General features: G+C 47.7%; 22 protein-coding genes and 2 tRNA genes. 7 read left to right on the top strand and 17 right to left on the bottom strand.

Annotated features, from left to right (window positions below; genetic code table 11):
- Window positions 1-38: 38 nt before the first annotated feature.
- Together RCH83_RS01560 and RCH83_RS01565 are read right to left on the bottom strand one after the other, a co-directional pair.
- Window positions 39-899 (bottom strand): 6-carboxytetrahydropterin synthase, encoded by an 861-nt coding sequence (locus RCH83_RS01560; RefSeq protein WP_306518361.1) that lies wholly within the window; start codon window positions 897-899, stop codon window positions 39-41.
- A gap of 87 nt (window positions 900-986) precedes the next feature.
- On the bottom strand, window positions 987-1,244 hold the full coding sequence (locus RCH83_RS01565; RefSeq protein ID WP_306518363.1) for a hypothetical protein: 258 nt from the start codon (window positions 1,242-1,244) through the stop codon (window positions 987-989).
- Between the two features lie 140 nt (window positions 1,245-1,384).
- Here RCH83_RS01565 and fabA point away from each other — a divergent pair, with 140 nt between their 5' ends.
- Window positions 1,385-1,897, top strand: coding sequence for a 3-hydroxyacyl-[acyl-carrier-protein] dehydratase FabA (gene fabA / locus RCH83_RS01570; protein WP_306518365.1), 513 nt, complete (start codon window positions 1,385-1,387; stop codon window positions 1,895-1,897).
- A 340-nt stretch (window positions 1,898-2,237) separates the two neighbouring features.
- Here the strand turns inward: fabA and rmf are convergent, their stop codons facing one another.
- From rmf to rlmKL, 5 genes are all read right to left on the bottom strand, one after another.
- On the bottom strand, window positions 2,238-2,420 hold the full coding sequence (gene rmf, locus RCH83_RS01575) for a ribosome modulation factor (RefSeq protein ID WP_068065521.1): 183 nt from the start codon (window positions 2,418-2,420) through the stop codon (window positions 2,238-2,240).
- Between the two features lie 383 nt (window positions 2,421-2,803).
- Entirely contained in the window at window positions 2,804-4,528 is a 1,725-nt protein-coding gene (locus tag RCH83_RS01580) for a DUF3466 family protein (protein ID WP_306518367.1), read from the bottom strand.
- A gap of 12 nt (window positions 4,529-4,540) precedes the next feature.
- Complete coding sequence (locus RCH83_RS01585; protein WP_306518369.1) at window positions 4,541-6,463, bottom strand: ATP-binding cassette domain-containing protein; 1,923 nt, start codon at window positions 6,461-6,463, stop codon at window positions 4,541-4,543.
- A 10-nt stretch (window positions 6,464-6,473) separates the two neighbouring features.
- Entirely contained in the window at window positions 6,474-6,704 is a 231-nt protein-coding gene (locus RCH83_RS01590) for a glutaredoxin family protein (RefSeq protein ID WP_306518371.1), read from the bottom strand.
- Window positions 6,705-6,706: 2 nt separating this feature from the next.
- The gene (gene rlmKL, locus RCH83_RS01595; protein WP_306518373.1) at window positions 6,707-8,824 is read right to left on the bottom strand and encodes a bifunctional 23S rRNA (guanine(2069)-N(7))-methyltransferase RlmK/23S rRNA (guanine(2445)-N(2))-methyltransferase RlmL; all 2,118 of its coding nucleotides are present in this window, start codon (window positions 8,822-8,824) and stop codon (window positions 6,707-6,709) included.
- A 229-nt stretch (window positions 8,825-9,053) separates the two neighbouring features.
- Between rlmKL and RCH83_RS01600 the strand changes: the two genes are divergently transcribed.
- Both RCH83_RS01600 and RCH83_RS01605 read left to right on the top strand, forming a co-directional pair.
- Window positions 9,054-9,130: transfer RNA gene (locus RCH83_RS01600), tRNA-Met, on the top strand.
- An 84-nt stretch (window positions 9,131-9,214) separates the two neighbouring features.
- Window positions 9,215-9,291, top strand: a tRNA-Met gene (locus RCH83_RS01605).
- 323 nt (window positions 9,292-9,614) lie between these two features.
- Here the strand turns inward: RCH83_RS01605 and RCH83_RS01610 are convergent.
- From RCH83_RS01610 to RCH83_RS01625, 4 genes are all read right to left on the bottom strand, one after another.
- Window positions 9,615-10,136: a hypothetical protein gene (locus RCH83_RS01610; protein ID WP_306518375.1), complete on the bottom strand. Its 522-nt coding sequence runs from the start codon at window positions 10,134-10,136 to the stop codon at window positions 9,615-9,617.
- Entirely contained in the window at window positions 10,133-11,293 is a 1,161-nt protein-coding gene (locus RCH83_RS01615; protein WP_306518377.1) for a hypothetical protein, read from the bottom strand. The genes RCH83_RS01610 and RCH83_RS01615 overlap by 4 nt, the downstream gene beginning before the upstream one ends.
- Window positions 11,294-11,787: 494 nt before the next feature.
- A complete protein-coding gene (locus RCH83_RS01620) occupies window positions 11,788-14,226 on the bottom strand; it encodes a TonB-dependent receptor domain-containing protein (protein WP_306518379.1) in 2,439 nt (812 codons plus the stop codon).
- A gap of 116 nt (window positions 14,227-14,342) precedes the next feature.
- Window positions 14,343-15,644, bottom strand: a complete 1,302-nt coding sequence (locus RCH83_RS01625) for a sugar MFS transporter (RefSeq protein ID WP_306518381.1) — start codon at window positions 15,642-15,644, stop codon at window positions 14,343-14,345.
- 178 nt (window positions 15,645-15,822) lie between these two features.
- Between RCH83_RS01625 and gtfA the strand changes: the two genes are divergently transcribed.
- Window positions 15,823-17,310, top strand: coding sequence for a sucrose phosphorylase (gene gtfA, locus RCH83_RS01630; RefSeq protein ID WP_306518383.1), 1,488 nt, complete (start codon window positions 15,823-15,825; stop codon window positions 17,308-17,310).
- A gap of 36 nt (window positions 17,311-17,346) precedes the next feature.
- On the opposite strand, the gene RCH83_RS01635 is transcribed toward gtfA, so the two are convergent.
- A complete protein-coding gene (locus tag RCH83_RS01635; protein ID WP_306518385.1) occupies window positions 17,347-18,366 on the bottom strand; it encodes a LacI family DNA-binding transcriptional regulator in 1,020 nt (339 codons plus the stop codon).
- 104 nt (window positions 18,367-18,470) lie between these two features.
- Here RCH83_RS01635 and RCH83_RS01640 point away from each other — a divergent pair, with 104 nt between their 5' ends.
- Window positions 18,471-19,427: a PfkB family carbohydrate kinase gene (locus RCH83_RS01640; protein WP_306518387.1), complete on the top strand. Its 957-nt coding sequence runs from the start codon at window positions 18,471-18,473 to the stop codon at window positions 19,425-19,427.
- Window positions 19,428-19,538: 111 nt separating this feature from the next.
- On the opposite strand, the gene RCH83_RS01645 is transcribed toward RCH83_RS01640, so the two are convergent.
- A complete protein-coding gene (locus tag RCH83_RS01645) occupies window positions 19,539-19,676 on the bottom strand; it encodes a hypothetical protein (RefSeq protein ID WP_306518389.1) in 138 nt (45 codons plus the stop codon).
- A gap of 158 nt (window positions 19,677-19,834) precedes the next feature.
- Here RCH83_RS01645 and RCH83_RS01650 point away from each other — a divergent pair, with 158 nt between their 5' ends.
- Window positions 19,835-20,731 carry a LysR family transcriptional regulator gene (locus RCH83_RS01650; protein WP_306518391.1) on the top strand — a complete coding sequence of 299 codons (897 nt, stop codon included), beginning with the start codon at window positions 19,835-19,837 and terminating at the stop codon, window positions 20,729-20,731.
- A 98-nt stretch (window positions 20,732-20,829) separates the two neighbouring features.
- Here the strand turns inward: RCH83_RS01650 and RCH83_RS01655 are convergent, their stop codons facing one another.
- Window positions 20,830-21,735, bottom strand: coding sequence for a dienelactone hydrolase family protein (locus tag RCH83_RS01655; RefSeq protein WP_306518393.1), 906 nt, complete (start codon window positions 21,733-21,735; stop codon window positions 20,830-20,832).
- Window positions 21,736-22,033: 298 nt separating this feature from the next.
- On the opposite strand from RCH83_RS01655, the gene RCH83_RS01660 reads away from it, so the two are divergent.
- Window positions 22,034-22,399, top strand: a complete 366-nt coding sequence (locus tag RCH83_RS01660; RefSeq protein WP_306518395.1) for a BON domain-containing protein — start codon at window positions 22,034-22,036, stop codon at window positions 22,397-22,399.
- A gap of 70 nt (window positions 22,400-22,469) precedes the next feature.
- On the opposite strand, the gene RCH83_RS01665 is transcribed toward RCH83_RS01660, so the two are convergent.
- From RCH83_RS01665 to RCH83_RS01675, 3 genes are all read right to left on the bottom strand, one after another.
- Window positions 22,470-22,949 (bottom strand): glycine zipper 2TM domain-containing protein, encoded by a 480-nt coding sequence (locus tag RCH83_RS01665; RefSeq protein WP_306518397.1) that lies wholly within the window; start codon window positions 22,947-22,949, stop codon window positions 22,470-22,472.
- Between the two features lie 85 nt (window positions 22,950-23,034).
- Entirely contained in the window at window positions 23,035-24,840 is a 1,806-nt protein-coding gene (locus tag RCH83_RS01670; RefSeq protein WP_306518399.1) for an MFS transporter, read from the bottom strand.
- On the bottom strand, window positions 24,837-25,916 hold the full coding sequence (locus RCH83_RS01675; RefSeq protein ID WP_306518400.1) for an ornithine cyclodeaminase family protein: 1,080 nt from the start codon (window positions 25,914-25,916) through the stop codon (window positions 24,837-24,839). Before RCH83_RS01675 ends, RCH83_RS01670 begins: the two co-directional genes overlap by 4 nt.
- Between the last annotated feature and the right edge of the window lie 3 nt (window positions 25,917-25,919).

Genomic DNA, 25,919 nt, shown 5'->3' on the forward strand with positions numbered 1-25,919 from the left:
TAGGTTAATCTATTTGTTGTTCAAGCAAAATCAGGCGCTCAGGCCTTATTCAGTGCAATGGCACCTTTGCCGACACCTTCATAAGCAACTACTTTGTAATCTGCAGCTTCAAGCTGTTGTAATTGCTCAGCAATATAATCGGCCAGACATTCAACTGTGGTATCACAAGGCACTATTTCACAGTGGCTTGCCGGTAAACTGATTTCAAACCAGCCCTGTGGTGCCTGATAACGGAAACTATAATCGCCCTGACTGGCTTTGATGTATTGCAAAGCTTCTGGCGCAACCAAATCTTCGCGGGTGCCTAAATAAATATCCTGCCAGCGTTCAGTCCAGTATTTATTCAGGCGTGGCACCAACATACCATTCTGATAAATTTCTATGGTAGAACGGTGTCCATGGGCAATACGCTGACAATTACCATCATGTTTTTTCAGACCATGGCTGTAATGGTAATAAAAACTGTTGCTGCGTTCTGTTCTGAGGTGAAATTTCAATTCAGCCACATTGGCGGGTAATAAAGCTTTAATTTCCTGAATTAAAAAGCTGGCAATACTTTGTTCATTAATCTCAGCACTTTCAATAGCCACATGAGCCTGAGCTGGTGATGCGATCTGGATCAGACCCCGGTCGCTTTGCCAATGCAGAATATCCATTTCACCTTGCTGTTGATGGCTCAGGCAAGCAGCACGCGACGGATAAGCCAGCTTGTGATCAACCAGATTATCGATGGCTTTTTTTATCACTTTTTTGACATGCCCAAAGTCAAAAACCATCGAGGTTGCATCCAGCTCACCATGCAACTCCACATCAACAATATAACTTTCACCAAGCAAACCACGCTGCTGACAAAGGTAAGAAAAATCGATCACTGTTAAATCGCGGACAAATAAGATCATGCTGGGCCTGTAGCTGCAAACAAAGTTGCCTGCATTATACGGTAAGCGGCACGCCGAGTTAACCCAATGTTGTGCAGCTTTGTAATTTCAGCGTTTATGGTCGGTCAGCCAGCCGTTTAACAAGCCGACCTGCCCTAATTTATGTGCGGCATACATCAATCTGATGGCGTTGCTGAGCAACAAGCTGTCATTCCACTGTGTTTTGGCCTGAATTTCTTCATAACAAGCCATGGCTTCAGGTGTTAAATAGCCTCTGAGTTCTTTACGGCCGGATTGTTTTTGCCTTTGGCGATAACGTTGTTGTTTTTCGGCGTTGCTCAGCGTTTTTTTGGTCAGCTCGGTCATGCGCTTGATACCCCGTCACTCTGTTGTCATAAAAATTGCCAACAATGCGCTGCCACTGATGGTGATTGTGACAAATCGGACTTGTTTAGCTTACAGCTGTTCGCTAAAGTGAACGGCAATTTTTTTCGGACTTAACATACATGACTCAGAATAGCTTTACAAAAGAAGAATTAATCGCTTGTGGTGAAGGCCGTTTGTTTGGCCCGGGTAACAGCCAGCTACCTATCGCAAATATGCTGATGATCGACCGTATTGTGCATATTTCAGAAGAAGGTGGTAAATATGGCAAAGGCCAGATTGTTGCTGAGTTTGATATCAATCCTGATCTGTGGTTTTTTGCCTGCCATTTCCAGGGTGACCCTGTGATGCCTGGATGCCTGGGCCTGGACGCCATGTGGCAGTTAGTTGGCTTTTTCTTAGGTTGGTGTGGCGGCCCCGGCAAAGGCCGTGCCCTGGGTGTTGGCGAGGTAAAATTTACCGGACAAATTCTGCCAACTGCAAAAAAAGTCACTTATACCATTGATATGAAACGCGTGATTAAACGCAAGCTTTTTATGGGTATCGGTGATGGCGTGGTGAGTGTTGATGGCCGCGATATTTATGCTGCTGAAGAATTAAAAGTGGGTCTGTTTCAGGACACATCCAGCTTCTGATTCTGCACTGACTTTTATCAAAAGCCCGCTTAATGCGGGTTTTTTCTTGGTTTTTTTGATTGCTGCCCCACAACAAAACCATTCAAACTTCAGCGTTACCAAAAATAGCTGTGCATAGTCAAACTGATAACAGAGTCAGAATGCTGCTTAGGCTCTTACTATCGCTTCTGCTCTGCGTACTGTGAGAATACAGAGCGGCGGACAACATGTAGCTTTACGATTGAGAGCTGTCAGGGTCACCGTCAATTTTATGCATAATTTGGGGCTTACCAAAAGCAACAAACCCCACCGGAGTGAGGTTTGTGTTGGGCGCGGTTGTTACACTGCGCAAGCTGAAAGATTATTGACCTTTACTAAATAGACCACCACCGCGGTCTTCCATCGCCTCGCGGTAACCCCCTAACCATTGCGAGCGCGCATCTAAATTCTGGTACGGACAAATTTCTTTAGAACGGCCTGTTACACCAGCACGGTAACCTTGAGCATGAGCACGTTCCAGACGATCACGTTTTTGTCTTTTCATACGGCAGTCTTCCTCAACTGTTTTATTGGAGCACAGCGCTTTTTCAGCTACCTGCAAAAAGCCTGTGTTTAATAGATAGCCCTAGAGTTGGAAAGGTTCAACCAAATTAAAAAGGAATAAAACTTGACAAAAGATAACCGGCTGAACTTCATTACAATTTGATGGAAAAAAAATTAAATTTTTTTTTCGTATTACTGGCATTTTAAGTTTTTACAAAATGGCTGGCACTGAATAGTTGCAGCTTGTCTGATGAATTGAATGGATGCAAAAGAGATGGGGAAAAGATTCAGAATTTAGGAGCCAACTCAGGCTTCATTCCGGCAGTAAACAACGATACTGCAAACCGGAATAAAGTCTGAGGTGGTTTTTGATAATAACTCAGTTTAAAGCTGGCGGCGTCTGCGTTGTAATCCTGCCAAAGCTAGCAGAAACAAAGCAGCCATCCCCATACTGCCGCCTTTACGCTCATAACCTGCATCTTCTGACGGGTTGCAGTTGTCAATAACACCACCTGCTACCGGATTTAACTGCACAGCAACCGCGACTTCTTCACGCAGTACATTTCCGGCACTGTCTTTGACCACTTCACCTTTGGCATCACGTTTATCAACAGCTTTTACCGCTGTCGCCAAAATAACATTTTTGTCATTAATATCCATGGCCGAAACCAGTGTGTAGCCTGCGTTACATTTCAACATGGTATTCAGGTTCGTGAATTTGTCGGCGCCGATATCATACAAAAACGCCACATTGCGCCGTGCCGACGACTGGTCAGTAAACGCCTCTGTGGTACCAACAACCAGATTATTGTCGTTGATCGCTTCCGGTATAGTATTGGCCGTTGAAAATAACGCATTCGGGAAAGTGGCTTTTTGTGTGTTGTAGTCATACACAAACAACTTCTGAGCAGTACGCGACTGAGCAAAGGTATACCACTTCTGTTGTGCGGCACCCACAATGATATTTTTATTGTTAATATCAACCGCAGTACTATATTCCCATTCTTTTGCGTCAAGCAGCGGTTTTACCTCAGAACCAGCGAACAAAGTCGCCTGAGTGACGGTATACACTTCATCACGGAAAGTAAAAGGGCTAAAGCGTATATCACTACTGTCAGTGTAAATTGAACTACCAACAACCAAACCCGCGTCGTTTAAATCATTTGGTATGGCATCGTATTGCACAGCAGGATAATTAGCATTGGTGTGCGGCAGACCTGTATTTTTGTCCCCCAGATAGCCCAGTTGCGCAGGGGCAGCTGGTTTACCATTGTTATCAAGTTGCCAGACCAGACCATTACGGCTGTATGCCTGCGTCAGCTGACTACTGACAATACCGTGATAACAAAGAGCAACAGGTTCAGTTTTGCCAAGACAAGTGGCATTGATGGACGCAATAGTTGCGTCAGTCATAGCAACACTGCCGTAACCTACCACTTTGCCATTATTATTCAGTGCCCTGGCCACAGAAAAACCACCACCATAATTGGTGTACAGCGGCGGTAATGTTTCAATCACGCCATTGGTCACCACTGCACCTAACAAATAACCGGCTTGTGGTACCCATAACCTTTGCGCTACCGGATTTGGCGTTGCTTCTGTTGCTGCAGGCGTAAAACTTTGCACGCTAAAAGGTGCACCGGCATAACCTGCTAACTGACCTAAATCATTAATATCACTCAGGTATTCATAGTTCGTTTGAACTGGCGCAGTTTCCCGTAACTTCAGCAACTGTTTGTTATCTAAACGGCTGGCAAAAGCGTCGCTATAACGTTGCACCTGAAAATTTGAAGCGGATAACTGTAAATAATTCAATAACACAGACAAAGCTTTGGCGTTAACATTACCTTTTTTAACTTCTTCAATTTCAGCAGCACTTAATGCACTGGTAATCACAGTACTGGCAAAATCGACATAAGCTAAATCTACAGGGAAATTAAACTGTCCGGTAAGGGTACCAACCGATTGGTTGCTGTTGTTAATTGCCGCAGAAAAACTTGATTTATAACCGTCAACAGGACCAAGTTCAACAACCTGGTAGACTTCAGCCTGAGTCGCAAATACCGTTAATGCCGGTAACATTGCGAAAAAAATAGGCGCTAATTTCATTCAAATCCCCTACTACTGCTGGTTTAATGCTTCTAATTGTTCCCAACGCTCGTATGCGTGCGCCAGCTTCGACTCGGTCTGCTGTAATTGGTTCAATATAGCTGTGGTGGCTTCGGCGCTTTGCCGGAAAAAATCTGGATCATTGACTTTAACTTGCATGGCACTGAGTTCAGCATCCAGGCTTTCAATCAAAGCGGGCAATAGTTCCAGTTCGCGTTTTTCTTTATAAGATAACTTCTTGGTATTCTGTGCTGAAGTTGGTGTTGCAGTTTGTACCACAGGTTCGGCTTTGATTTCAGCAGAAACTTGTGGTTTGGCAACAGTTTTCGGCTGTTGCTGGTATCTTTGCTGGTAAGCAACCACATCGTTGTAATCGCCGGCAATATCAATAATCCGGCCTTCACCGGCAAACCACAATGAACTGGTGACGGTATTATTAACAAATTCCCGGTCGTGACTGACCAGGATCACAGTGCCCTGATACTGCTCCAGAATATCTTCCAAAAGCTCCAGGGTTTCAACATCCAGATCGTTGGTTGGTTCGTCGAGGATCAATAAATTGCTGGGTTTGGCAAAAAGCCGTGCCAATAATAAACGGTTTTTTTCACCACCAGATAAAGCTCGTACCGGTGTACGGGCGCGCGCTGGCGGAAACAGGAAATCCTGCAAATAACTCAGCACGTGGCGGGTATTGCCATTTTGAGTAATTTCCTGGCGGCCATCAGCGACGTTGTCCTGCACTGTTTTATCTAAATCCAACGCCATCCGGTGTTGGTCAAAATAGGCTACTTCTAAGTTGGTGCCGCGTTTGACTTCACCGGATTCCACCTGATATTCGTCCAGTAACACTTTAATCAGGCTGGATTTACCCACACCATTTGGCCCGACCAAGGCTACGCGGTCACCGCGCATCAGCAACAGATCCAGATCGTCCATTACCTTTTTGCCATCAAAAGACAAATTCAGCTGTTTACCTTCAAACACCAGCTTGCCCGACTTAGCCGCTTGTTCAATGGCAAAATCTACTTTACCCAGTTGTTCAACCCTGGCGGCACGTTCTTTACGCAGCTCTTTTAAAGCACGAACCCGACCTTCGTTACGGGTGCGGCGGGCTTTAATGCCCTGACGGATCCAGACTTCTTCTTCGGCCAGCTTTTTATCAAACAAAGCGTTATGTGATTGCTCAACTTCCAGCGACTTTTGTTTACGCTCCAGATACTCAGCGTAATTACCAGGATGTGAGGTTAAAGTGCCGCGGTCTAAATCAATAATGCGGGTAGCAACAGCGCGGATAAAAGCCCGGTCGTGCGACACAAAAATAATGGCGCCGCTAAAGTTAATTAAAAACTGCTCCAGCCACTGAATAGCCGCCACATCCAAGTGGTTGGTCGGTTCGTCCAAAAGCAGAATATTAGGTTTTGCCACCAATGCCCGGGCTAAAGCCGCTTTACGCAACCAGCCGCCTGACAGTGATGCCAAAGTGGCTTCCGGGTTCATCTCAAACTGTTCACACAACTGCAGAATACGGGCTTCCAGCTGCCAGCCATCACGGGCGTCTAATTCGGCCTGTAATTCGCCAAAATGGTGCATCTGGGCGTCAGTCGCTTCGCTTAAATGGTCGGATAACTGATAAAAGTCATGCAGTTTTTGCGCTAAATCACCGGCACCTTCGCGGATAAAATCGGCAATTTTTACATCGACTCTTGCTGGCGGATCTTGCTCTAAACGGCTTAATAACACATTGTTTTGTTTAACAATCTGGCCATCATCTAAATTCTGCTGACCGGTCAGCAATTTCAGCATGGTCGATTTACCTGCGCCATTGCGACCGACTAAACAAACCCGCTCGCCGGTAAATAAACTAAAGTCGACTTTATCCAGCACCGGATTGGTGCCAAAGGCTAAACAAGCCTGTTGAAAACGTAATAATTCCACGCTGTTGTCCTTAAGAACTGTGAGTTTTGACAAAAGCCGCTAAAGCATCCTTGTCAAAAGACCAGTATAAATAGTGCTGTGCTATCGCCAGAACTGGTATATGCAGCCGGAATGCTGCAAAAGCCTGTTCATCATCAACGATATCAATCAGCTGAAAATCGATATTGGCGGCTTTTAGCAGCGCTTCGGCCTCTTCACAAAGATGGCAACCCCAGGTGCTGTATAAAACCGCTTTGTTCATGGTTAAACCCGCGTCAGCTCAAAACAAACATGAATATGCACATTGCGTTTAAAATCTTCCGGCAAACTGGCCGCCGAAATATCTTTGATTTGCCAACCGGCCTGCTGCAAAGTTTCATAATCAAGTTTAAAACGGCGTTTATTGTTGGAGAAAATCACTTTGCCACCTGGTGCCACCAAGTTGCTGAGCATATTCAGCAGCTTCACGTGGTCACGTTGTACGTCCCAGGTGTCTTCCATGCGTTTGGAGTTGGAAAAGGTTGGCGGGTCCACAAAAATCAAATCAAACTGGTTTTTACAACCTTTGAGCCAGTCCAGCACATTGTCCTGCACAAACTGATACTGTTTGCCATTAAGCTGGTTTAAATCAAAATTACGTTTGGCCCAGTCGAGGTAAGTGTTTGACATATCAACTGTTGTGACATTACGGGCACCACCGAGCGCTGCATGCACCGACGCTGTACCGGTGTAGGCAAACAGGTTTAACACGGCTTTGTCTTTACTTTGTTGCTGGATGGCGCGGCGGGTCACACGGTGATCCAGGAACAAACCTGTATCGAGATAATCACGTAGATTCACCCAGAACTTAGCGCCATGTTCGCTGACCACTTTATATTGGCCGGCTTTGGCAAGCGCCTGATATTGCTCTTTGCCTTTTTGTTTTTCCCGGACTTTCAGCACCATTTTGTCGGTACTGATGCCAAGCACTTTGGGCACCAAATTAACAATATCAAACAAGCGTTTTTGCGCGACGTTTTCATCTACATTCGATGGCGCGGCGTATTCATGCACAACCACTTCACCGTCATACCAGTCAACGGCAACGTTATATTCAGGAATATCAGCGTCATACAAACGATAACAGCTGATGTTTTCGCGTTTTGCCCACTTTTCCAATTGTTTAACGTTTTTCTTTAACCTGTTGGCAAAAGAGTCACTTTCAGCAAAAAACTGCGCTGGTGCCGCACTGTTCACCTGCACCTGTTTTTCGGTGAGATCAAACAGACTGAAGTCACATTCCAGCGGGCCGTTATTAAATTTGTAGTTTTTCAGTTTGGATAACTTCAGTGCCCGTAATAAATCGGCATTAGAAGTAATAACCGCCAGACGCCAGCCGGCAAAATGTTGTTTTAACCTAAGTGAAAATTCGGCATAAATAGGAATAAGCGCCGGTAAATCACCCAAACGTTCACCATAAGGCGGGTTGGTCACAATCACCCCAGGCGTCAAACCTTCAATGGCTTCTAGCTGAGTGGCATCCCCTTGTTTCAGTTCAATTAAATCTGAAAGACCAGCTCTGTTGGCGTTTTGCCGTGCTTTTTCCAGCGAGCGGCTATCCAGGTCAATACCAATAAAACGCACACCAGGCTCAATAGCACGGCGCGCCGCTAAAGCGTCTGCACGCAGCTGATGCCAGGTTGACGCGTCAAAATCCTGCAACTTTTCAAAGGCAAAATGCGCACGTTTTAAACCAGGCGCCAGATTACGCGCCATTAACGCCGCTTCAATTAATAAAGTGCCTGAACCACAAAACGGGTCCAGCAGCGGTTGGTTAAACTGCCAGCCGGAACGGATCAGCAGCGCAGCCGCTAAATGTTCTTTTAAAGGTGCTTCACCCTGCTCTTTGCGATAACCACGCTGATGTAAAGAAGGACCGGAAAAATCCTGGGCAAAATAAAAGTGGGTGCGCTCCATCCGCAGCTGAAAACGGACATCAGGTTCTAACCGGTCGACGTTTGGTCTTTCGCCGGTTTTATTGCGGAATTGGTCGCAAATCGCATCTTTTACCCGCATAGCGCCAAACTGGGTGTTGTCGATAGTTGGGTGTTTGCCGACACACTCCAGCGCAAGGCTTTGATTGAGCGTCATATACTGCGACCAATCGATGTCGCTTGCGACCTGATAAACGTCACTTTGTTCATCAATAGCAACAGCGGCTATCTGGCGCATGATCCGGGTGGCCAGCCGCGACCATAAACACAATTTATAGGCGGTGTCGGTCGTGGCGGTAAAACGCACCAAACCAAGACCCAGTTTCACAACTTCACCGCCATGTTGTTTAATTTCGGTGGCTAACACTTCTTCAACCCCTTTCGAGGTTAAGGCCCAGAATTCCTGCATATACACTACCTTTTGGCAAATTGGCGCGCATTATAGCAGAAGCTTTGTTAAAACCGCCGTGCGTTTTTGCGCTGCAAAGCTGTAATTGCAGGCTAATTTAGTTGGGATCAGCCAATAAAGCAGCATATTGCCGATTAAAGCAGCAGTCAGTTGCAAAATGGCGTTTTAATTGAAATTGTTACTTGCCATCTTTTATTAAAAACCATAAGATGCGCCCCGCAATGACGGACGCGGGATGGAGCAGCCTGGTAGCTCGTCGGGCTCATAACCCGAAGGTCGTCGGTTCAAATCCGGCTCCCGCAACCAAATTGCTGAAACTTAATAAGATTCAGACAAGAAAATCATTGCAACACAACAAATTACATTCACTGCTCAAATGTAATTTTCGGACGCGGGATGGAGCAGCCTGGTAGCTCGTCGGGCTCATAACCCGAAGGTCGTCGGTTCAAATCCGGCTCCCGCAACCAACTTAAAAGCCGACTTAATGTCGGTTTTTTTGTATCTGTAATTTGTAGATTGCCTTAAATAAGGCAAAGGTCGCCGGTTCGCACTTCAGAAAACCTGGCGACTCCAGCCACCCACTTAAAAGCCGACTTAAAGTCGGTTTTTTTGAAAGTAGCATACGGGGTCAGGTCTTGCCTTTTGCCTAATCGTAAATCATTTCTGGTAAAACTCCAGACTTCGGCATCCTAATACCAAGTTAACTCAAAGGCAAAAAACAAGACCTGACCCTATTAGTCCAATAGTCCAAAGCCCCGGTTAAGGGGCTTGGTGAATTACACATGATTAATTATGAGGCTTTGGACAATACATCTATTTTCAAAATGCAGGGAAAGGCATCCTTAAATTTATCAGCACCTTCATACAAGTTTCCACCATCTACCCAAACAACTTCGACCCTGAAATTGGCGCGAGGGTAATTTTTCATTTCATCCTCAAAGCGTCCTTGCCAGCAGTGTGTTGGAAAGTTTGTATGCTTGTATTTTGAACGATAAATTGGAATACCATCAATCATCACATCCTCGCTACCAGGAGTCGTACTTACAACTTTCACAGTTCCTTTGATTTCATCAGATTTTCCTTCAAAAACCTTATTTGCAAAGTAACCTTCGTTCAACACCAAATACAGTATCACTGAGATTGGGAAGCCAAAACAAAATAACATCCCATATCCATCTCCAAACAAAAAACGCTTTTTTAGTACAAATATGTTTCGGAAACCAGACACAAATAATGCTGCCCAAACACATATGAATACAAAAAAAAGCCACCAGTTAAAATCATATGCTTGTGCAGTGTATAAATTTTTCATTGACGCCCCCAATATAGCAGCTTACCGAAGCATCCAAGATCAACAGTTGACGTGTGTGGCACCTGAATACCATAGGAGACATTCGCTACAGGAGTTACCGGTAATTTTACAACACTCTCAACTTTTGGTAATAGTGAGGCACTGTAAGACCAGCCAGATGCCGTAACAGCTTTTGGAGAGGAAAAAGGTTTATCATCCCAAGACACCGATTCGACTCTCCCAAAAGAACCTATCGGTGTATTAATCATTGCGCCTCCAGTTGTGCCATAACCGCCCAAAATACTTTCTGCGTCTGCAGGCTTAATTCCTGGCTGCCAATGTAAACGGGTAACACCAAACTCAAGCCCTCTGCTTGTATCCACTTTTATCCCCGCTGGTGATCCCGCCCAACCTACAGCCACTTTACCATCGGACTGGAATGCAAACGTAAACTCCCCACCAAATGTAAAAGTCGAATAACCGCCTGATAAGCTATAAGTATCTGTGGTCGTCCTAATACCATCAACTGGCTGGTCAATGAAACTATCAAACCCTTTGTTCATGATTTGGTTAAACCTGTCGTAGGTTTTCTCAAATGCTCTGCCATAAGCGTTTGCTGACCGCTCCAACAAATCTACACCCGACGCAATGCCGCCCCGGAAATCTTGCGCTCTTTGTTTTCCAGCTCCCCACATGGCATTATCAGCCGCCAATGCCGAGTCATAATCGAACAATGGCTGAGGCGAGCTATAGACAGGATTATCTATCCTGAAATCCATCAGCTTTTGGTCATACCTTTGCTGAATTTTCGATGCCTGCAATGCACGTTGCTGCCGGTTTGTTTCTGCTCTGGTATCAATAGCCTGAATATCCCGCTGGGTTTTCCGGCTCATATTCAGATAACCATCAACTGCACCCAACCTTTTATTAAGTGATGAGTCCATCATCATATCGGCTGCATTTAGCTGGGCTAAGGCATTGGCATCAAAGGCCGCAGCACCTTCCGCAGCGGTTCGGACGCCAATATCATTGGCCATCGAATTTGTGTTTTGCTGAAGCTCTGAACGCACTCTGGCATCAAGGTTTGCCAGTTCTTTATTGCCAACCTTTGCAACTTTCCGGTCAAGCTCGGCCTGTTCTTTTGCCGAGAATGTACCTTCTGATGACAACCCTTTCACGATGCTGTTACCAAGTGCATTGCCAATTGCGTGCAGTAGGTAGGGTCGTCATACCAACATTTGCAACCAAGATTCACCGGTTTTAAACGGTGTGCATCCGTCGTACTGATACTTTATATATTGATCTTCAACTAAAAACTGAGCTGAATAATGCACGTATTTTTAACCTGTTGGCAATGTTTTAATGTTTCGAAAATTTCGAGAGCTGCGGTTCATTCTGTCTCAGCAATGTCCGCTTTACGGTCAAAGCGGACGTTAACTGCAACGCAAACTCATGGCAACTCCTGGCACAAAGCCACTTTTCGACGAAGTGGTACTTTGCATGAACGTCGTGGTGTGATTCACCTGCAACAGGTGGTAAGGACAGGTTGCAATGAGGTGGGAAATTAACTGCAAATACCCATTGGATGCACTGATGCTAATTCTTCATATTTGCTAGCCCGATAAAAAAATACCCCGCTAATGCGGGGTATTTTTAATCAAAACTCGCGGGCTTAAAACTGGTAACGTAAACCCAATGAGGCAGTACGGCCATTAATAGTGCGGGCACGGATAATACCGTTGGCCGGCACTGAACCCTCTTCTGCTTCTGTTAAACCAACTTTGTCAAAGAGGTTATTAATATTCACTGACAGATCAAGGTTTTGCGCCAGATTGTAACTGGCAAAAGCATTGACCTGCGCATAACCGCTGAACTTGAGATCGTTATTATCCTGCGCATAAGCGTCACTGGTGCCAATAATACTGAAACCCAACTGCGTTTTTTCCAGATAATAACGGGCCAGCAGGCTATACAACAGATCCGCCTGACGCCGTGGTTTATTGCCGACCAGTTCAGGGCTCAACGCATCTTTACTGATTTCGGCATCGGTCAGCGTCACTGAGCCACGAAGTTCCAAATCCCCCAGGCGGTAGCTGCTTTCCAGCTCCAGGCCCTGCGCCTGATAAACCCGGTCAAAAAAGCGCTGGCTGGTTGCTTCAAAATTCTGCTCTTCGGTTTCGGCGTAAAATGCCGTCGCAAACAGATTTAAATCACCATGACGGCTTTTACTACCAAATTCATACTGTGTCACTTTATCAACAGCGTCCTCTCTGGCCACGCTGCCATCGGCATTCACCTTGCCGAATAACAAACGGTCAGCATTGGCCCGGCCACCTTGACTGATGCGGGCAAACAGCGCCCAGTCTGTTTTAAGCTGATAGTTGGCGCCGGCAGAATAAGAGTTATAACCCCAGCTATAGTTAACCAGGTTTGGCTGGGCCAGATTAATACCAGATACACTTTGCTCAACCTGGCTGATTAAACCGTCATTATTCATATCACGTGTACTTTGTGCGGCACCGGCATAAGTACCGGACGCATCACCATTATCACGACGCACACTGGCATCCAGTGACAAGCTGCCAAAGGCCCAGCTTACACCGGCATAAGGCGCTTTAATGCTGTAGCTGGTGTCGTAATTACGCTGACAACAATTGCCCCAATAAGGCACCCCATAAGCCAGTAAACCTTGTTCTGAAAAAGCAGTGCCATCGGCAGCAGTCACGTTCAGCAGCTCAGCATTGTCCCCTTTGAGTGCCATCAGATAACTGTTCCACAACCAGGACATACTGATGTTCTGGTCGGCAACGTAATAACCAAGATTCACATCCACATCACCAAAGCTGCGGGACAATTTCAGATCATTGACGATGGAGCCAAAGTCATTGAGCTCAACATCAAAACTATGAATACGCATGGCGTTTTTTGCGTTATAGGCCTGACCGGCATTTGGCCCCACTGCGTAGCTCAGCGCTGCACCACTGCCTGCAATACTGTTTGCCATTTGTTGACTATCGCCAACTTCGGCCGGGAACAGGGTGATAAAATTGCCGCTGATATCACTTAAACGAAAGCGGTTTTCCATGGTCCAGCCTTCAGGCAAGTCAAACACAGCTTCAGCACCAACACTGTTTACCTGTGGGTTCATGCCGTCACGCAAATCGCCGCGGGAAATTTGATTATCGCCGTTAAGGCGCACAGTTTGCGTTAAATAAGCTGACTGCAAAGTGTCACGCTGTGCATCAAAACCGGCAACTGAGCTGCCATCCGCCAGCATCGGCATCGGCATATAACTGGCGGCTTTGTCGTTCAGGTGTTTCAGATATAACCGCACATAACCGCTGTCAAATTCCCGGGTCAGGTTGGCTTTGAGCTGATAACCACTTTCGCCCTGATAACCCGGATCCCGCACACCTTCGCCCTGCCGGACAAAACCACCAATATGAAAGCGGGTCTCTGCATTGAGGTCACCGCCATATTCAAAGTCGGTGCGCAAAGTGTCGTAATTCAGGCCGTTGGTGAAGGCAATACTGCCACCTTCGTTTTCGCCGGTTTTACTGACAAAGTTAATAATACCGCCAGGTGAATTGCTGGCAGCTGTGCTGGCGGAGCCACCCCGGATCACATCTAAACGGGCTAAGCTGGCGTCAGCGCGCAAAAAGATATCGGCATTACCAAAGGCGATATCGCCAAACTGCAGTACCGGCAAACCATCTTCCTGCAGTGCTAAAAACTTGGCACCGCCCGATGCAACCGGCAAACCGCGTACGGCAATATTGGCATTGCCTTCACCGCCGGTTGATTCACTGCGAACGCCTGGTAACATGCGGAATATCTCCGCTGTGCTGCGTGGGGTTGCCACTTCAATATCAGTGGGCGTTAAAGTACTGACCGAGACACTCGATTGCATCACTGTTTGTTTACGTGCAACAGCGCCTGTTACCACAATACGCTCAAAATCAAGGCCTTTACTGGCTGCAGCTTCAGACTGTGTTTTGCTGTCAGCAGCCTGTGTCTTTGACTCATTCTGCTGTGCCTGTGCATAACCACTGCCCAGGGCCAGGCTGACCGCCAGCGCAAGATAAGCAGGTTTTATCTGTTGTTTTTTCATCGTCTAGCTCCCGTGTTGATTGTGCTATCTCTTTGACTGGACAGCTCTTTTATTAAAAACTTAATCGTTTAAGTGTATTAAGCCAACAAAATCGAGGTAAGTGATCATCTTAGGTTTTAGGTATCACTTGATGATGGCCGGCGATAACCAAGCCGCTGTTTGGCCGGTTGTGCCAGATAGTTGTAAAGCATGGCTGCTGCAAGCAATGCCGAAAAAACAGTGGCAAGATAAAAACCGGCACTGACATCTGCCGCTAAATCTCCGATAAGCGCCATCAGCGCAGGTGCCAGCGCGGCTGATAAGGCAGTAAATGCCAGGATCAAACCGGCTACAGCACCGTGTTGCTGCCGGCCAAAACAGCTGATGCCTTTGGAGTTTAAAGTTGGGTAAATCATTGACATAAAAAGACCAGACAGCGGCATTAACCAGAGCGCAACTGCTTTGCCACCGAGCATACTGAAGAAAAAACAAGCAAAAATGGCGACTGTGCAAATTGCCATCACACTGCTCCAGCAAAAATGTTGCAGGATAACTCCGGCGACAAAACGTCCGGCGGCACGAAGAATAAAAAACAAGGTAATTGCATGCGCCGCAACAACAGCAAAACTGCCTTGATAATCGGCCAGCAAAGTCGGCAACCAGACAAAAATAGCCACTTCACAGCCCACATAAAGTGCAATGGCCAGGGAAAAACCCAAAGCGTAGCGATCTTTTAACAAAGCCAGTGATTGGCGCAGCGAGACCTGTTCGGCCGCAGGCTGATAAGGCGGGTAAGGTAACCTGGCAGCCATAATCACCAGCACTGTACACAACAAACCGGCGACCAAATATAACTGCTTCCAGTGCACTGAAGCGGCAATCATCACAGTCACTAATGCAGGACCAGCAATAGCGCCGAGCGCAAAAAAACCTTCGACTTTATTCATGGTTCTGGTGTGGCTTAAGCTGTCTGGGCTGATATCGCCGATAAGCGCCAGAGCGGCGGTTTTAAAGATGCCAATCGCTAAACCACAAATGCCCATCAGCAGGATAAAAAACAGCGCATCGTCGCCGGCAGTAAAAGCGTAACAAGCGGCGGCATACAGACTAAGACCCACGATGATCAGGCTTTTGCGCCCCAGTTTATCTGCCAGCCGCCCAAGGAATAGTCCGGCCAGCCCTATGGCCACCATAGGCACATAGTGAAAGGCACTGGCCTGAAATAAGCTCAGTTGGTATTGCGCCATGGCCTGCGGAATAATGACGCCTACTGCGTCTGTGGTCATGGCAAAGACAAAAAACATCAGATAAGTCATCCAGCGCACCTGGCGCTGCATCTGTTGTGTCGCATGTTGTGTCGCCTGTTGTGTCGCCTGTTGTGTCGCATCAAGGGTGCCATCGGCTGAAACCGCGACTACATTCGTTTTACTTGTCTGCATTGTATTCCCCGTTGTTACAGCAGGCTGACGCTCGCACCTCAGCCAGTTCACACGCTTCATGACAGAGCTTTGTACCTTTGCCCTGTAATTATTCAGTGGGGGCTTGACAAAGTTGTGCGCTGGCTTAAAGCTATATCTTAATCGTTTAAGATGCAAATATTTTTTCAGGATGCGCGCAATGACCCATGCAGTACAAACCAACCAGATCCAGTTAATTACTTATGTTGATAGATTAAGTGGTGGAAAAATAACAGATTTACATCAGATACTTAACGGGCAACTGGCCTGCTTGTTTGATGCCGTGCATTTGCTGCCGTTTTACCCGCCTATTGATGGAGAAGACGCTGGCTTTGACCCGACAGACCATACCGCAGTGGACAGCCGCTTAGGCAACTGGGCTGATATTGAACGTCTGGCGGCAGATTACCCCATTATGGCGGATATGATTGTCAATCATATGTCGGCGCAGTCACCGCAGTTTCTGGATGTGCTGCAACAAGGTGAAGCATCAGCCTACTGGCCGCTGTTTTTAACCCGTGACAAAGTGTTTGGTCAGCAGCCGGATCAGGCGCAGATAGATGCCATTTACCGGCCAAGGCCAACCCCCTGTTTTACCGATATCCGTTTAGCCAATGGTGACACCAAAGCGTTCTGGACCACTTTTACCGCCAATCAAATTGATATCGATGTGGCTTCCGCCCAGGGCGACGCTTACCTGCAGGCCATTTTGCAGCGATTTACCGACCATGGTGTTAAATATATCCGGTTAGATGCGGCAGGTTATGCCATTAAAAAAGCCGGCAGCAGCTGTTTTATGCTGCCTGAAACCTTTGAATTTATTGAAAAACTGTCACAGCAAGCCAAGGCGCGTGGCATGACCTGTCTGGTTGAAATTCATGGTTATCATAAAACGCAGATAGAAATCGCCAAACGTTGTGACATGGTGTACGACTTTGCGCTGCCACCACTGGTATTGCATACCATTTTCAGCGGCAACGCCCAAGCCTTAAAAACCTGGCTGGATATAGCACCGCGCAATTGTATTACCGTGCTCGACACCCATGACGGCATTGGTATTGTCGATGCAGCCGATTATCAGGGCGAGCCCGGACTCCTGACAGATCCGGAACTGGATAGCCTGGTGGAAAAAATCCATCACAACAGCGGCGGCAGCTCAAAACTGGCAACAGGCAACGCCGCCAATAACGTGGATTTGTATCAGGTCAATTGCAGTTTTTACGATGCTTTGGGCCGTAACAACGAACACTATCTGTTGGCGCGTGCTATTCAGCTGTTTTGCCCTGGCATCAGTCAGATTTATTATGGTGGATTGTTGGCAGCAGAAAATGACGTTGCGCTGTTACAACAAACCGGCGTGGGGCGCGACATTAACAGGCCGTATTTTGATGAGAACAGCCTGCAGCAGGCACTGCAAAAACCTGTGGTACAAGCCTTGATGAAACTCATCCAGCTGCGCCGCACCCTGCAAGCCTTTAATGGTGACTTTAGCCAGACTTTAGCGCCAAACCTGTATCAACTGAACTGGCAGCACGGCGGACATAGCGCCAGTTTAAGCCTGGCACTGGATAGCCTGACGGCCACGCTTGACTGGCAACATCAGGGACAAGCGCCACAACAACTATCCCTTGCCGACTTGTTGGTGTAACAAACCAGCTGTTGCTGTGGCAAAGTTTGCCACAAATTAACTGCTCTCCCCCAGCCTGAGCTCATAAGGTAAGCGCTGGGGGCTATCATCACCGGACAAAAATGCCCGCACTGCCGCCTGGCCTTTGGCATCGCTGAACTGCCAGACACTGCTTAAAGTCGGGTGATAACGTAAACTTTCTTCAATACCATCAAAACCAACCACTCTGAGCTGATTCGGGATCTCAATGCCCTGTTGTAATGCTTCGCGCATGGCGCTGAGGGCAATTAAATCACTCATACACAACAGCACAGTGGGTCTGGGTTCAAGTGCCAGCACAGTTTTGGCCGCAAGCTGGCCATAATGCTGATTACTTTCGGGCAAATGCCACAGATACTCGGGTTGCAGTGTTAAACGGCACTCTGCCATAGCCCGCAGATAACCATCCAGCCTGCGATGCGCAATAGAGCTTTGGTTGTCCCACATCGGCGCTTGTAGCACCGGACGGCTGTCGGGAGCATCAATCAGCCGTAAACCTAAAATGGCGACAGTGTCATTGGGCTTTAATACAGCCAGTGCACTTTGATAGGCCGCCTGCTCATTATCAATATTCACGGACGGTCGGCCGGGTAAATCAAAATCGACGGTCAGCACCCGCTTTGGACTGCGTGTTAACTGTTCAATCAGCCCCAGATTGCGTGGTGCGCCATAACAAATAAAACCATCCACAAAATCACTGATCGCCTCTAAATTGGCACTGCTGCCGGAAAACAACAACAAATGCAGTTTATGCCGCTCCAGCTCGCGGGTGACTCCTTGTAAAAACTGGCTGGCAACAGGGTCGCTGACCATATATTCCAGAGAGTCAGATAAAATCACGGCCACAATGCCCGAGCTGCCGGTACGCAGCGACTGTGCGGCTTTGTTTGGGCCAAAATAACCAAGCTCGGCACAAGCACTGAGTATTTTTTCCCTAAGCCCAACAGACAGCTGATCGGGCCTGTTAAAGGCATTGGATATGGTGGCCGTCGACACCCCCAGCGTTTTTGCCACACTTTTCAGCGTTAATTTACTCATGATCCGGTCACTTCAGGCTTTCATCTTAATTGATTAAGTTATATGATTTTTAAACAATAGCCAACCGCAGGTTCTGGCTGAGCTGACTGCCACAGGATACTACTATGCTTGCTGTAATTGGAGAAAACGTTGTTGATTTGTTGCCTGACGCCACTGACCCCAATGGGATGTACCGGGCCTGTCTGGGTGGATCGCCCTTTAATGTCGCCATAGGCGCGGCCAGGCAACAAATTCAGGTCAGTTATATTTCACCTTTATCACAGGATAACTTTGGCCGGCAGTTTGCTGATTATCTCAATCAAAATGGCGCAAACTATGGCCTCGATAGCTTCAGTCTTTGCCCAAGCTCGCTGGCACTGGTCAGTATCAACCAGCAGCTGCAGCCCCAATACAGTTTGTACCGCAGTGGTATCGCCGACCGTGATATCTGTGCCGACCGACAAATTGCCGCCTTGCCGCCCGCTTGCCAACTGCTGCATTTAGGCTCACTGGCGCTTGAAAGCGAAGACGCGCCCCGCATCCGCCAGGTGGTTGCAGCGGCAAAAGCGCGGGGTATTCAGATTGCGCTCGATATTAATGTGCGTCTGAATGCGGTATCTGATCCTGCCGCCTACCGCAGCTTTGTGCTTGAAATGATTCAACAAAGCGATTTTATTAAAGCCAGCGATGAGGATTTGCAGTTACTTTTTGCCGCTATGGCGCTGCCCGATGCTATAGCCGCGATCAGGCAAGCTGCGCCCGCTGCGATGCTGGCGCTGACCGAGGGCGATAAAGGCGCGGCTATTTTCTGGCAACACCACCAGATAAGATTGCCGGTGATAGCCGCTGTGCCTTTTGTGGATACTGTCGGCGCTGGCGACACCTTTTGGGCCAATTTGCTTGCTGCACTGTTAAAACTGGGTTTACCTGATGCAAGCCGTTGCAGTGCCCTGCTGCTGGAGCAATGTTTAACCCGGGCTATGCTGGCAGCAAGTTTAAATATTGCCTGCAAGGGTTGTAACCCGCCAACTCTGGCACAACTCGATCACGCCATGGCCAATTACCAGCAGAGTCAAGTCTGACTGTAACGCGTTATTGCTCCGGCATCACTGCCAGGCTCTGCATTGCTGATGATAAACGCCGGTATCAAGCCAACCGGCGTTTTGCTCTGGATTTTAGATCTGGCTTTTAGATCAGGGTTTTACTTTGGCCTGACAGGCACTGTCACAACGGCTTGGGTTGTCTTGTTGTTGTGGTGGTAATTTATCTACAATCACACCGTCCATCTCCAGCATTCCTTTAAACACTCTGAATAAAATTTGGAAAAACATCACCGGGCTCCTTGTTGCCGATTGCGACCTGCGTATTGTAAGTAGCTATTGTTACCTTGATTAGACAGCAACTCAGAGATACATTGTTTCCTAAAGGAAACAATCAGCACGATATCTTACTGGTATCATCCATAGAAGCTGTTGAACCCGGGGTTACAATGTCGTTATTACAAAGACTTAGTGATATGGCCATTTTTGCCAGAGTGGTGGAAAGTGGCAGTTTTACTCAGGCTGCTATTGCGCTGGGAATGTCCAAAGGAGCAGTCAGTAAAGCTATCGCCAGGCTGGAACAACATCTGGCGGTGCGGCTGTTGCAACGCACCACCCGACAACTGAAACTGAGCAGCGAAGGCCAGGCCTTTTTTGCGTATTGTCAGCAGGTAGTACGTCAGGCCGATCAGGCCGAGCATCATCTGGCAGAGCTTAGAGACGAACCAGTTGGCACTATCCGCATTAGTGTGGCAGTGACTTATGGTTCCAAAGTCATAGCGCCGCTTATTCCTGAATTGCTGCAGCGTTACCCCAAATTACAGCTTGAGCTTGATTTAAATGACAAAATTATCGATTTGGTGGCTGATGAAGTCGATTTAGGCATACGGTTTGGCAAACTACCCAGCTCCAGCTTAATTGCCAGAAAACTGACCCATCTGCCGATAGTGCTGGTGGCATCCCCTGCTTATCTGGCAGCTTATGGTGTGCCACAACATCCCAATGATCTGGTGCATCACCTTTGTATTTCCACCAATAGCGGTGGCCCGGAGTCCTGCTGGGAGTTTCTGGAAAATGGCAAGGTGCTGCAAGTGCATACCAGCGGCCCTTTTCATACCAACAGCAACAGAGCGGCCAAACCCACAGTGCTCAGTGGTATGGGACTAATGTTTGTTACCCGTTATCAGGTGGAAGAAGAATTACAGGCCGGTTTATTGGTGCAGGTACTTGCCGACTATATGCCCAAACCTTTGCCTGTGCATCTGGTGTACCCACACCGCACTCATATGAAAGCCGGACTGAAACTGGTGCTGCAATATCTGCAAGGTAAAATTGGTGATAGCTAAGTTGAATTGTGTCAGTGCAAGCACCGACATCGCCAGGTAACACCACCACAATGACGTTGTACAACAGCCATTGTGGTGATTGCCTCTGGTTGTGGCCCTTATCCTTTTAGCAAATGTTGCTTAAAAAAGCTGATGGTGCGCTGCCATGCCAGGGTTGCAGCTGCTTTATCGTATCTGGGTGTGGTGTCATTGTGAAAACCATGCTCCACCCCTTCATACATAAAACTCTGCGCCGTTACGCCAGCTGCCTTAAGCGCCTCGTCATAAGCTTTGGCGCCTATATTAATCCGCTCGTCATTGCCGGCATAATGAATAAGCAATGGCGCCTTAATCAAAGGTACTTTGGCAAGATCGGCCTGCCTGCCGTAAAAAGGCACTGCAGCTGCTAAATCCGGTACTTCGGTTGCCAGCATATTGGCAATACCGCCACCATAACAAAAACCCACCACCCCGACTTTGCCGTTGCCCTGTGGCAGGGTTTTCAGCATTTTTGCAGCTTCAACAAAATCGGCGGCTGTTTTTACCGGATCCAGATTTTTAAATAACTCCCGTGCTTTATCTTCATCACCCGGATAACCACCCTGGGTAAAAAGTGCATCAGGCGCAAATACAATAAAGTTCTCCAGCGCCAGACGACGCGCCACGTCTTCAATATGCGGATTTAAACCGCGGTTTTCATGCACCATCAGCACTGTTGGCAATGTCACTTCTGCCTTCCTTGCAGTGTCGGCAGGTTGCACCAGATAACCACGGATCTTGCCGTTGCCGTTAGGGGATGCGATTTCCAGATATTCAGCTTTGAGTCTGCTATCACTGGCTTTAATTTGTTCGGCCTTTGCAAACTGCGGGCTTAATGCCTGCAGCACACTGAGAGCTGTTACACCGGCAACGGTATATTTGGCGACCTGAGTTAAAAAATCGCGGCGACTGATATCTCCATGCACGTATTGATCAAAAAGTTTCAGCGTTTGTGGGTGAAAATCCTTCGAAGTCTTCAGTGTCATCAGACAGTCTCCTGTTGTGATAAGTCCGGTGCGACCAGCGCACTACAAAGTGCAACAAGGGGGCGACCACAAAACAACCCTTTGGCTCAGCCTATCTAACGCGCTTTTTTGCCTGGCAGCAATATAAAAACCGGCAAAAACCACAACAGCGTCGACAAAAGCTCTGCAAGGCTATTGGACGCTTTTGCCAGGCCCCCTTGCGAGACTGACATTTTCACCTTGTTCGCTAACGCACAGAATCTGGTCTGCACTGAGTGCACATTAAAGTCCCTACATCAGGTTCACAAGGAGATACAAAATGACAAGGTTTAACACAATACAACACCACAGGCCCCATTCGAAGGTGCAGCTTTTGCTGGCCGGTCTGGCTATGGTGTTCAGCCTGAACGCCTGTGGTCAACCTCAGGAACGGGTCGATACCGAACGCCAGCCAACAGTGTTACCAGCTGAAGAGTCGGATTTAGATGTGACCACTAAGGTGATTAATGCATTAAGCCGTGATGATGTACTGATGATATTTGATATTCAGGTCAAAACGGTCAAAGGTGATGTTTCACTGACCGGAGCCGTAGATACTCAGGTACAAATTGACAGGGCATTACAACTGGCACGAAATATCAGTGGTGTTGTCAGTGTGCATGACAAATTAACACTAAAACCATGATTTATTAGCTGTATTGCCATAAACAAAAGCTCAGTGTGAGCACTGAGCTTTTTTCTGTGAACGGCGTGATTTACAGCTGATACAGCTGCTGGCCCTGAATACTCACCCTGTCGCCAATTTGTAAATTACCTATATCCTGGTAATCAAAATGACGGATCTGTCCGTTTTGTAATTGCACCGTCACCCGGTACAGCTGGTTGCCGCCCTGATTGCGTTTTTGGATTTCATTACCCGCTAAAGCCCCGCCAATCAGACCAGCGCCTGTGGCAACTTTACGTCCTGAACCACTGCCAAACTGATTGCCGACCACACCCCCTATCACAGCACCAATCAGCGCTCCAGAGCCTAAACCCTGTGTGCCTGAGTCCACCAGCTGAATACTTCGGACAAAACCCAGCTGATCTTGCTGTTGTTGCTGCCGTATTGAGGTTTGTGGTGTATACCCCTGTTGACTGCTGCAACCCGTCAGGGGTGTCAGCGTCAATACCACACAAAGACAAAGTACAAGGGGAGCAGCACCTGACTGCGGGTGAAAGCATGAAAGTTTCATGATCTTGATCCAAACAGTGAATGAGATCCCGATCCTGGCTGTTGTGCTGCCGCAATTCTGTTCGTCGCCCCACTTAGCTGCTACTTTATCGCTTCGGATGACGTGGTAGCTGCAGATGCAACCCCATCAGCAACAACGCGGTAGCAAGCCCTAAAGCGGCAAATAAAGTCCACATCAACATAGGCTGTTGTTGCTCTATGGCAAATAGCTGATAAGCCCAGCCTGACAACAAACCGGCAAATAAATAGCCCAATGCCATAGCAACAAAATAATACCCCATATACATGGCGGTCTGATGGCCGGGCGCTATAGCAGCAACATATTCCTGACTTTTTGGCGACGCCAGCATTTCACCCAATGAAAACAACAACACAGCCCCTGCCATGGCAAAACCACCCACCACCAGCAGCCCACTTAAGCCAAAACAAAACAGACCTGCACTTAACACCAGCGTACCGCCCACCAAAATAGGTAAAGCCGGCAACCGCTGAATAAGGGCGCTGATAACAATTTGCATAAGCACTATGGCGGCAAAACCAAGATTGACAATATATTCAGGATTAATTTGGCGGAACTGACTTTGCCACTGACTGGCAAGGGTGGCAGCTGTGGTTTGTTCTGCGGCCAACGCCTGTAAACCAAGTTGAAGTTCAGCCAGAGGAACCCTGAGTTTATGATGGTACAACTGCTGGCTTACCTGCTGCAGACTTTGGCTGCCTTCACTAAAACCAGCAGCAAGTTCCGGCAATAACAGCTGGAGTTGCGGCAGATTAACCACGGCCAGATAATCCAGCCAGGACGGTGCAAAAGTTGCCACGCTCTGCACCAGATCACTGGTATCAACAAAATCGCGGATAAACAGCGGCACCGTAATAAAAAGTTGGTTGTAGATGGTCCAAAAGCCGGTCAGGATCAATAAATAACAGACAAAAGCTTTGTTACCTGTTTGTAGCTGTTGCAAATACCAACGGCTGGGCTTGATATTGGCCGCCCCTAACAACAGACTCCAGCACAGATTCAGCGTGATCCAAAATGCACAAATCGCCAGGGCTTGCCAGAACGTCATTGTGGTTAAAGGGCTGCACATCAACAGCAATAACAAAGGCAATACCAACAGCGCTAACCTGCCATTACCAAGCACCAGCCGCACTTCCTGCAGTAACGGTAAGGCATTGGTTTTATTTGCTTTTTCCGCCGTCGTCAGCGATGGTTCTTTGTACCAAAAAAGCGCTGGAATAAAATTCAAGCTGATCCAAAACGCTGACATAATAAAAACCCAATCCCAGCTGATGGCCCGCACATAACCGGCTACCAAAGGCCCGATAAAACCACCAATATTCACCATGGTATAAAAAATACCAAAACCCAGGCCACGGTTACTGTCGTCAGTGCAGCGCCCGACCGTGCCCACCACCACGGGTTTAAAGCAGGCAGCGCCCAGGGCCACCAGCACAAAAACGGCAAAAAATGACCAAAAACCTGACACTTGCCCCAATAAATAATAACCAGGGGCCATCAGCATAAAAGACAATAAAAACATCCGTCTGTAACCGTATCTATCGGCCATGGCGCCGGTCAGCACCGGCAATAAATACAATAAAAACGGGATCATGCCCTGCACAAAACCCCTTTGTTGTTCGCTAAATCCAAGGCCCCCCTGACTCAGCGGGCTGGTGAGATACAAAGACGACAAGGAAAAAAAACCATACCAGGCCAGCCGTTCAAAAATTTCCATACTATTGGCCACATAAAAAGCGACCGGAAAAGGGCTGCGTTTGGTTTTTTTATTTGTTTGAGCGTCTGAGGTTAAAGCTGCAGTCTGGTCGTTTTGCGCTGTTGCCGTCAGCTGTGCTGACGACCGCGGCTGTGTGCCGGAAGAGGTGGTATTCATGCTGTGGTGTGCCCCGGCTCTGGTTGAACAACGACCTTTGGCGCTAACTCCTGCAACATCAGCGCTTGTTGATAACGCTCCAGCACTAAGGCGGCACATAATAAATCGCTGAGTGCCGTACCCACAGATTTAAACAATGTGATGTCGTTGTAACTCTGGCGTGCCGGCGGTAAAGCTGTTGCAGCTGCCTGCTCTGTTAAACAGGCCGCAGTTATGGTTGCATGGCCTTCACGGCATAAAGTCGCTAAATCTGCTTGTATATCCGTCGCTTTAAAACAACCTTCAGCGATTGGCAATAGCAACTCGCCGGCTTCTTTTAACACATTGTTTTTGTCATCGACAAAAACCCGCGCTTTTTGTACCAGCGCGCTGTCACATTCCCTTTTATCCACATTGTGATTGCCCAACAAATCAACATGGCTGCCGGGTTTGATTCGCGCGCCAAACAACAAGGGCTCGGCTGAGCCTGTTGCAGAAACAATGATGTCACTATTGCTTTGTGCCTGCGCTAAATCCTCTACCACAACAATGCCAAGTTTTGGATATAAAGGCAGTAACTCAGACATGGCTTGTTGTTGTAATTGTTGTGCTTTTTGTAGGCTTCGTCCCCACAATAAAATCCGGCGTAAAGGCCGCACCGACAGATGCGCCCGCAGTAGCGGCATGGCTAAATTACCGGTGCCAAGCAATAACAAAGTGTGGCTGTCGCTGCGTGCCAGATGAAAAGCTGCCAGCGCCGACACTGCCGCAGTGCGGGCACAGGTCACACTGACGCCATCAATAAAAGCCAGTGGCGCCCCGCTTTTTCTGGCAAATAACATCAGCTGCGAATGTAAAACCGGCAAATTATGCTGGCCGTTATCCGGCAAATAGGTAAAAGCTTTAACGCTGATATAACGGTCATTCCAGGCCGGTAACAGCGCAAAAGCGTCGTGATTGCCGGTTTTGTCCGGCGACAAAGCATATAACTGGCGTGGCGGCGCTGAAAAATCGCCGGCAAAACCCTGGTTTAAGGCATTGATCAAAGACGGATAATCCAGATGGGCCGCAACATCGGCAGCAGAAAGCGTCAGCATGGT

This window comes from Rheinheimera sp., assembly GCF_030824435.1.
GTDB lineage: Bacteria > Pseudomonadota > Gammaproteobacteria > Enterobacterales > Alteromonadaceae > Pararheinheimera.

Coding starts and splice junctions, on each gene's coding strand:
- rlmKL (WP_306518373.1), bottom strand. CDS start 8,824: ATGCAGGAATTCTGGGCCTTAACCTCGAAAGGGGTTGAAGAAGTGTTA.
- RCH83_RS01665 (WP_306518397.1), bottom strand. CDS start 22,949: ATGAAACTTTCATGCTTTCACCCGCAGTCAGGTGCTGCTCCCCTTGTA.
- RCH83_RS01610 (WP_306518375.1), bottom strand. CDS start 10,136: ATGAAAAATTTATACACTGCACAAGCATATGATTTTAACTGGTGGCTT.
- rmf (WP_068065521.1), bottom strand. CDS start 2,420: ATGAAAAGACAAAAACGTGATCGTCTGGAACGTGCTCATGCTCAAGGT.
- RCH83_RS01635 (WP_306518385.1), bottom strand. CDS start 18,366: ATGAGTAAATTAACGCTGAAAAGTGTGGCAAAAACGCTGGGGGTGTCG.
- RCH83_RS01655 (WP_306518393.1), bottom strand. CDS start 21,735: ATGACACTGAAGACTTCGAAGGATTTTCACCCACAAACGCTGAAACTT.
- RCH83_RS01565 (WP_306518363.1), bottom strand. CDS start 1,244: ATGACCGAGCTGACCAAAAAAACGCTGAGCAACGCCGAAAAACAACAA.
- RCH83_RS01675 (WP_306518400.1), bottom strand. CDS start 25,916: ATGCTGACGCTTTCTGCTGCCGATGTTGCGGCCCATCTGGATTATCCG.
- gtfA (WP_306518383.1), top strand. CDS start 15,823: ATGACCCATGCAGTACAAACCAACCAGATCCAGTTAATTACTTATGTT.
- RCH83_RS01620 (WP_306518379.1), bottom strand. CDS start 14,226: ATGAAAAAACAACAGATAAAACCTGCTTATCTTGCGCTGGCGGTCAGC.
- RCH83_RS01580 (WP_306518367.1), bottom strand. CDS start 4,528: ATGAAATTAGCGCCTATTTTTTTCGCAATGTTACCGGCATTAACGGTA.
- RCH83_RS01650 (WP_306518391.1), top strand. CDS start 19,835: ATGTCGTTATTACAAAGACTTAGTGATATGGCCATTTTTGCCAGAGTG.
- RCH83_RS01590 (WP_306518371.1), bottom strand. CDS start 6,704: ATGAACAAAGCGGTTTTATACAGCACCTGGGGTTGCCATCTTTGTGAA.
- RCH83_RS01625 (WP_306518381.1), bottom strand. CDS start 15,644: ATGCAGACAAGTAAAACGAATGTAGTCGCGGTTTCAGCCGATGGCACC.
- RCH83_RS01670 (WP_306518399.1), bottom strand. CDS start 24,840: ATGAATACCACCTCTTCCGGCACACAGCCGCGGTCGTCAGCACAGCTG.
- RCH83_RS01560 (WP_306518361.1), bottom strand. CDS start 899: ATGATCTTATTTGTCCGCGATTTAACAGTGATCGATTTTTCTTACCTT.
- fabA (WP_306518365.1), top strand. CDS start 1,385: ATGACTCAGAATAGCTTTACAAAAGAAGAATTAATCGCTTGTGGTGAA.
- RCH83_RS01660 (WP_306518395.1), top strand. CDS start 22,034: ATGACAAGGTTTAACACAATACAACACCACAGGCCCCATTCGAAGGTG.
- RCH83_RS01645 (WP_306518389.1), bottom strand. CDS start 19,676: ATGTTTTTCCAAATTTTATTCAGAGTGTTTAAAGGAATGCTGGAGATG.
- RCH83_RS01640 (WP_306518387.1), top strand. CDS start 18,471: ATGCTTGCTGTAATTGGAGAAAACGTTGTTGATTTGTTGCCTGACGCC.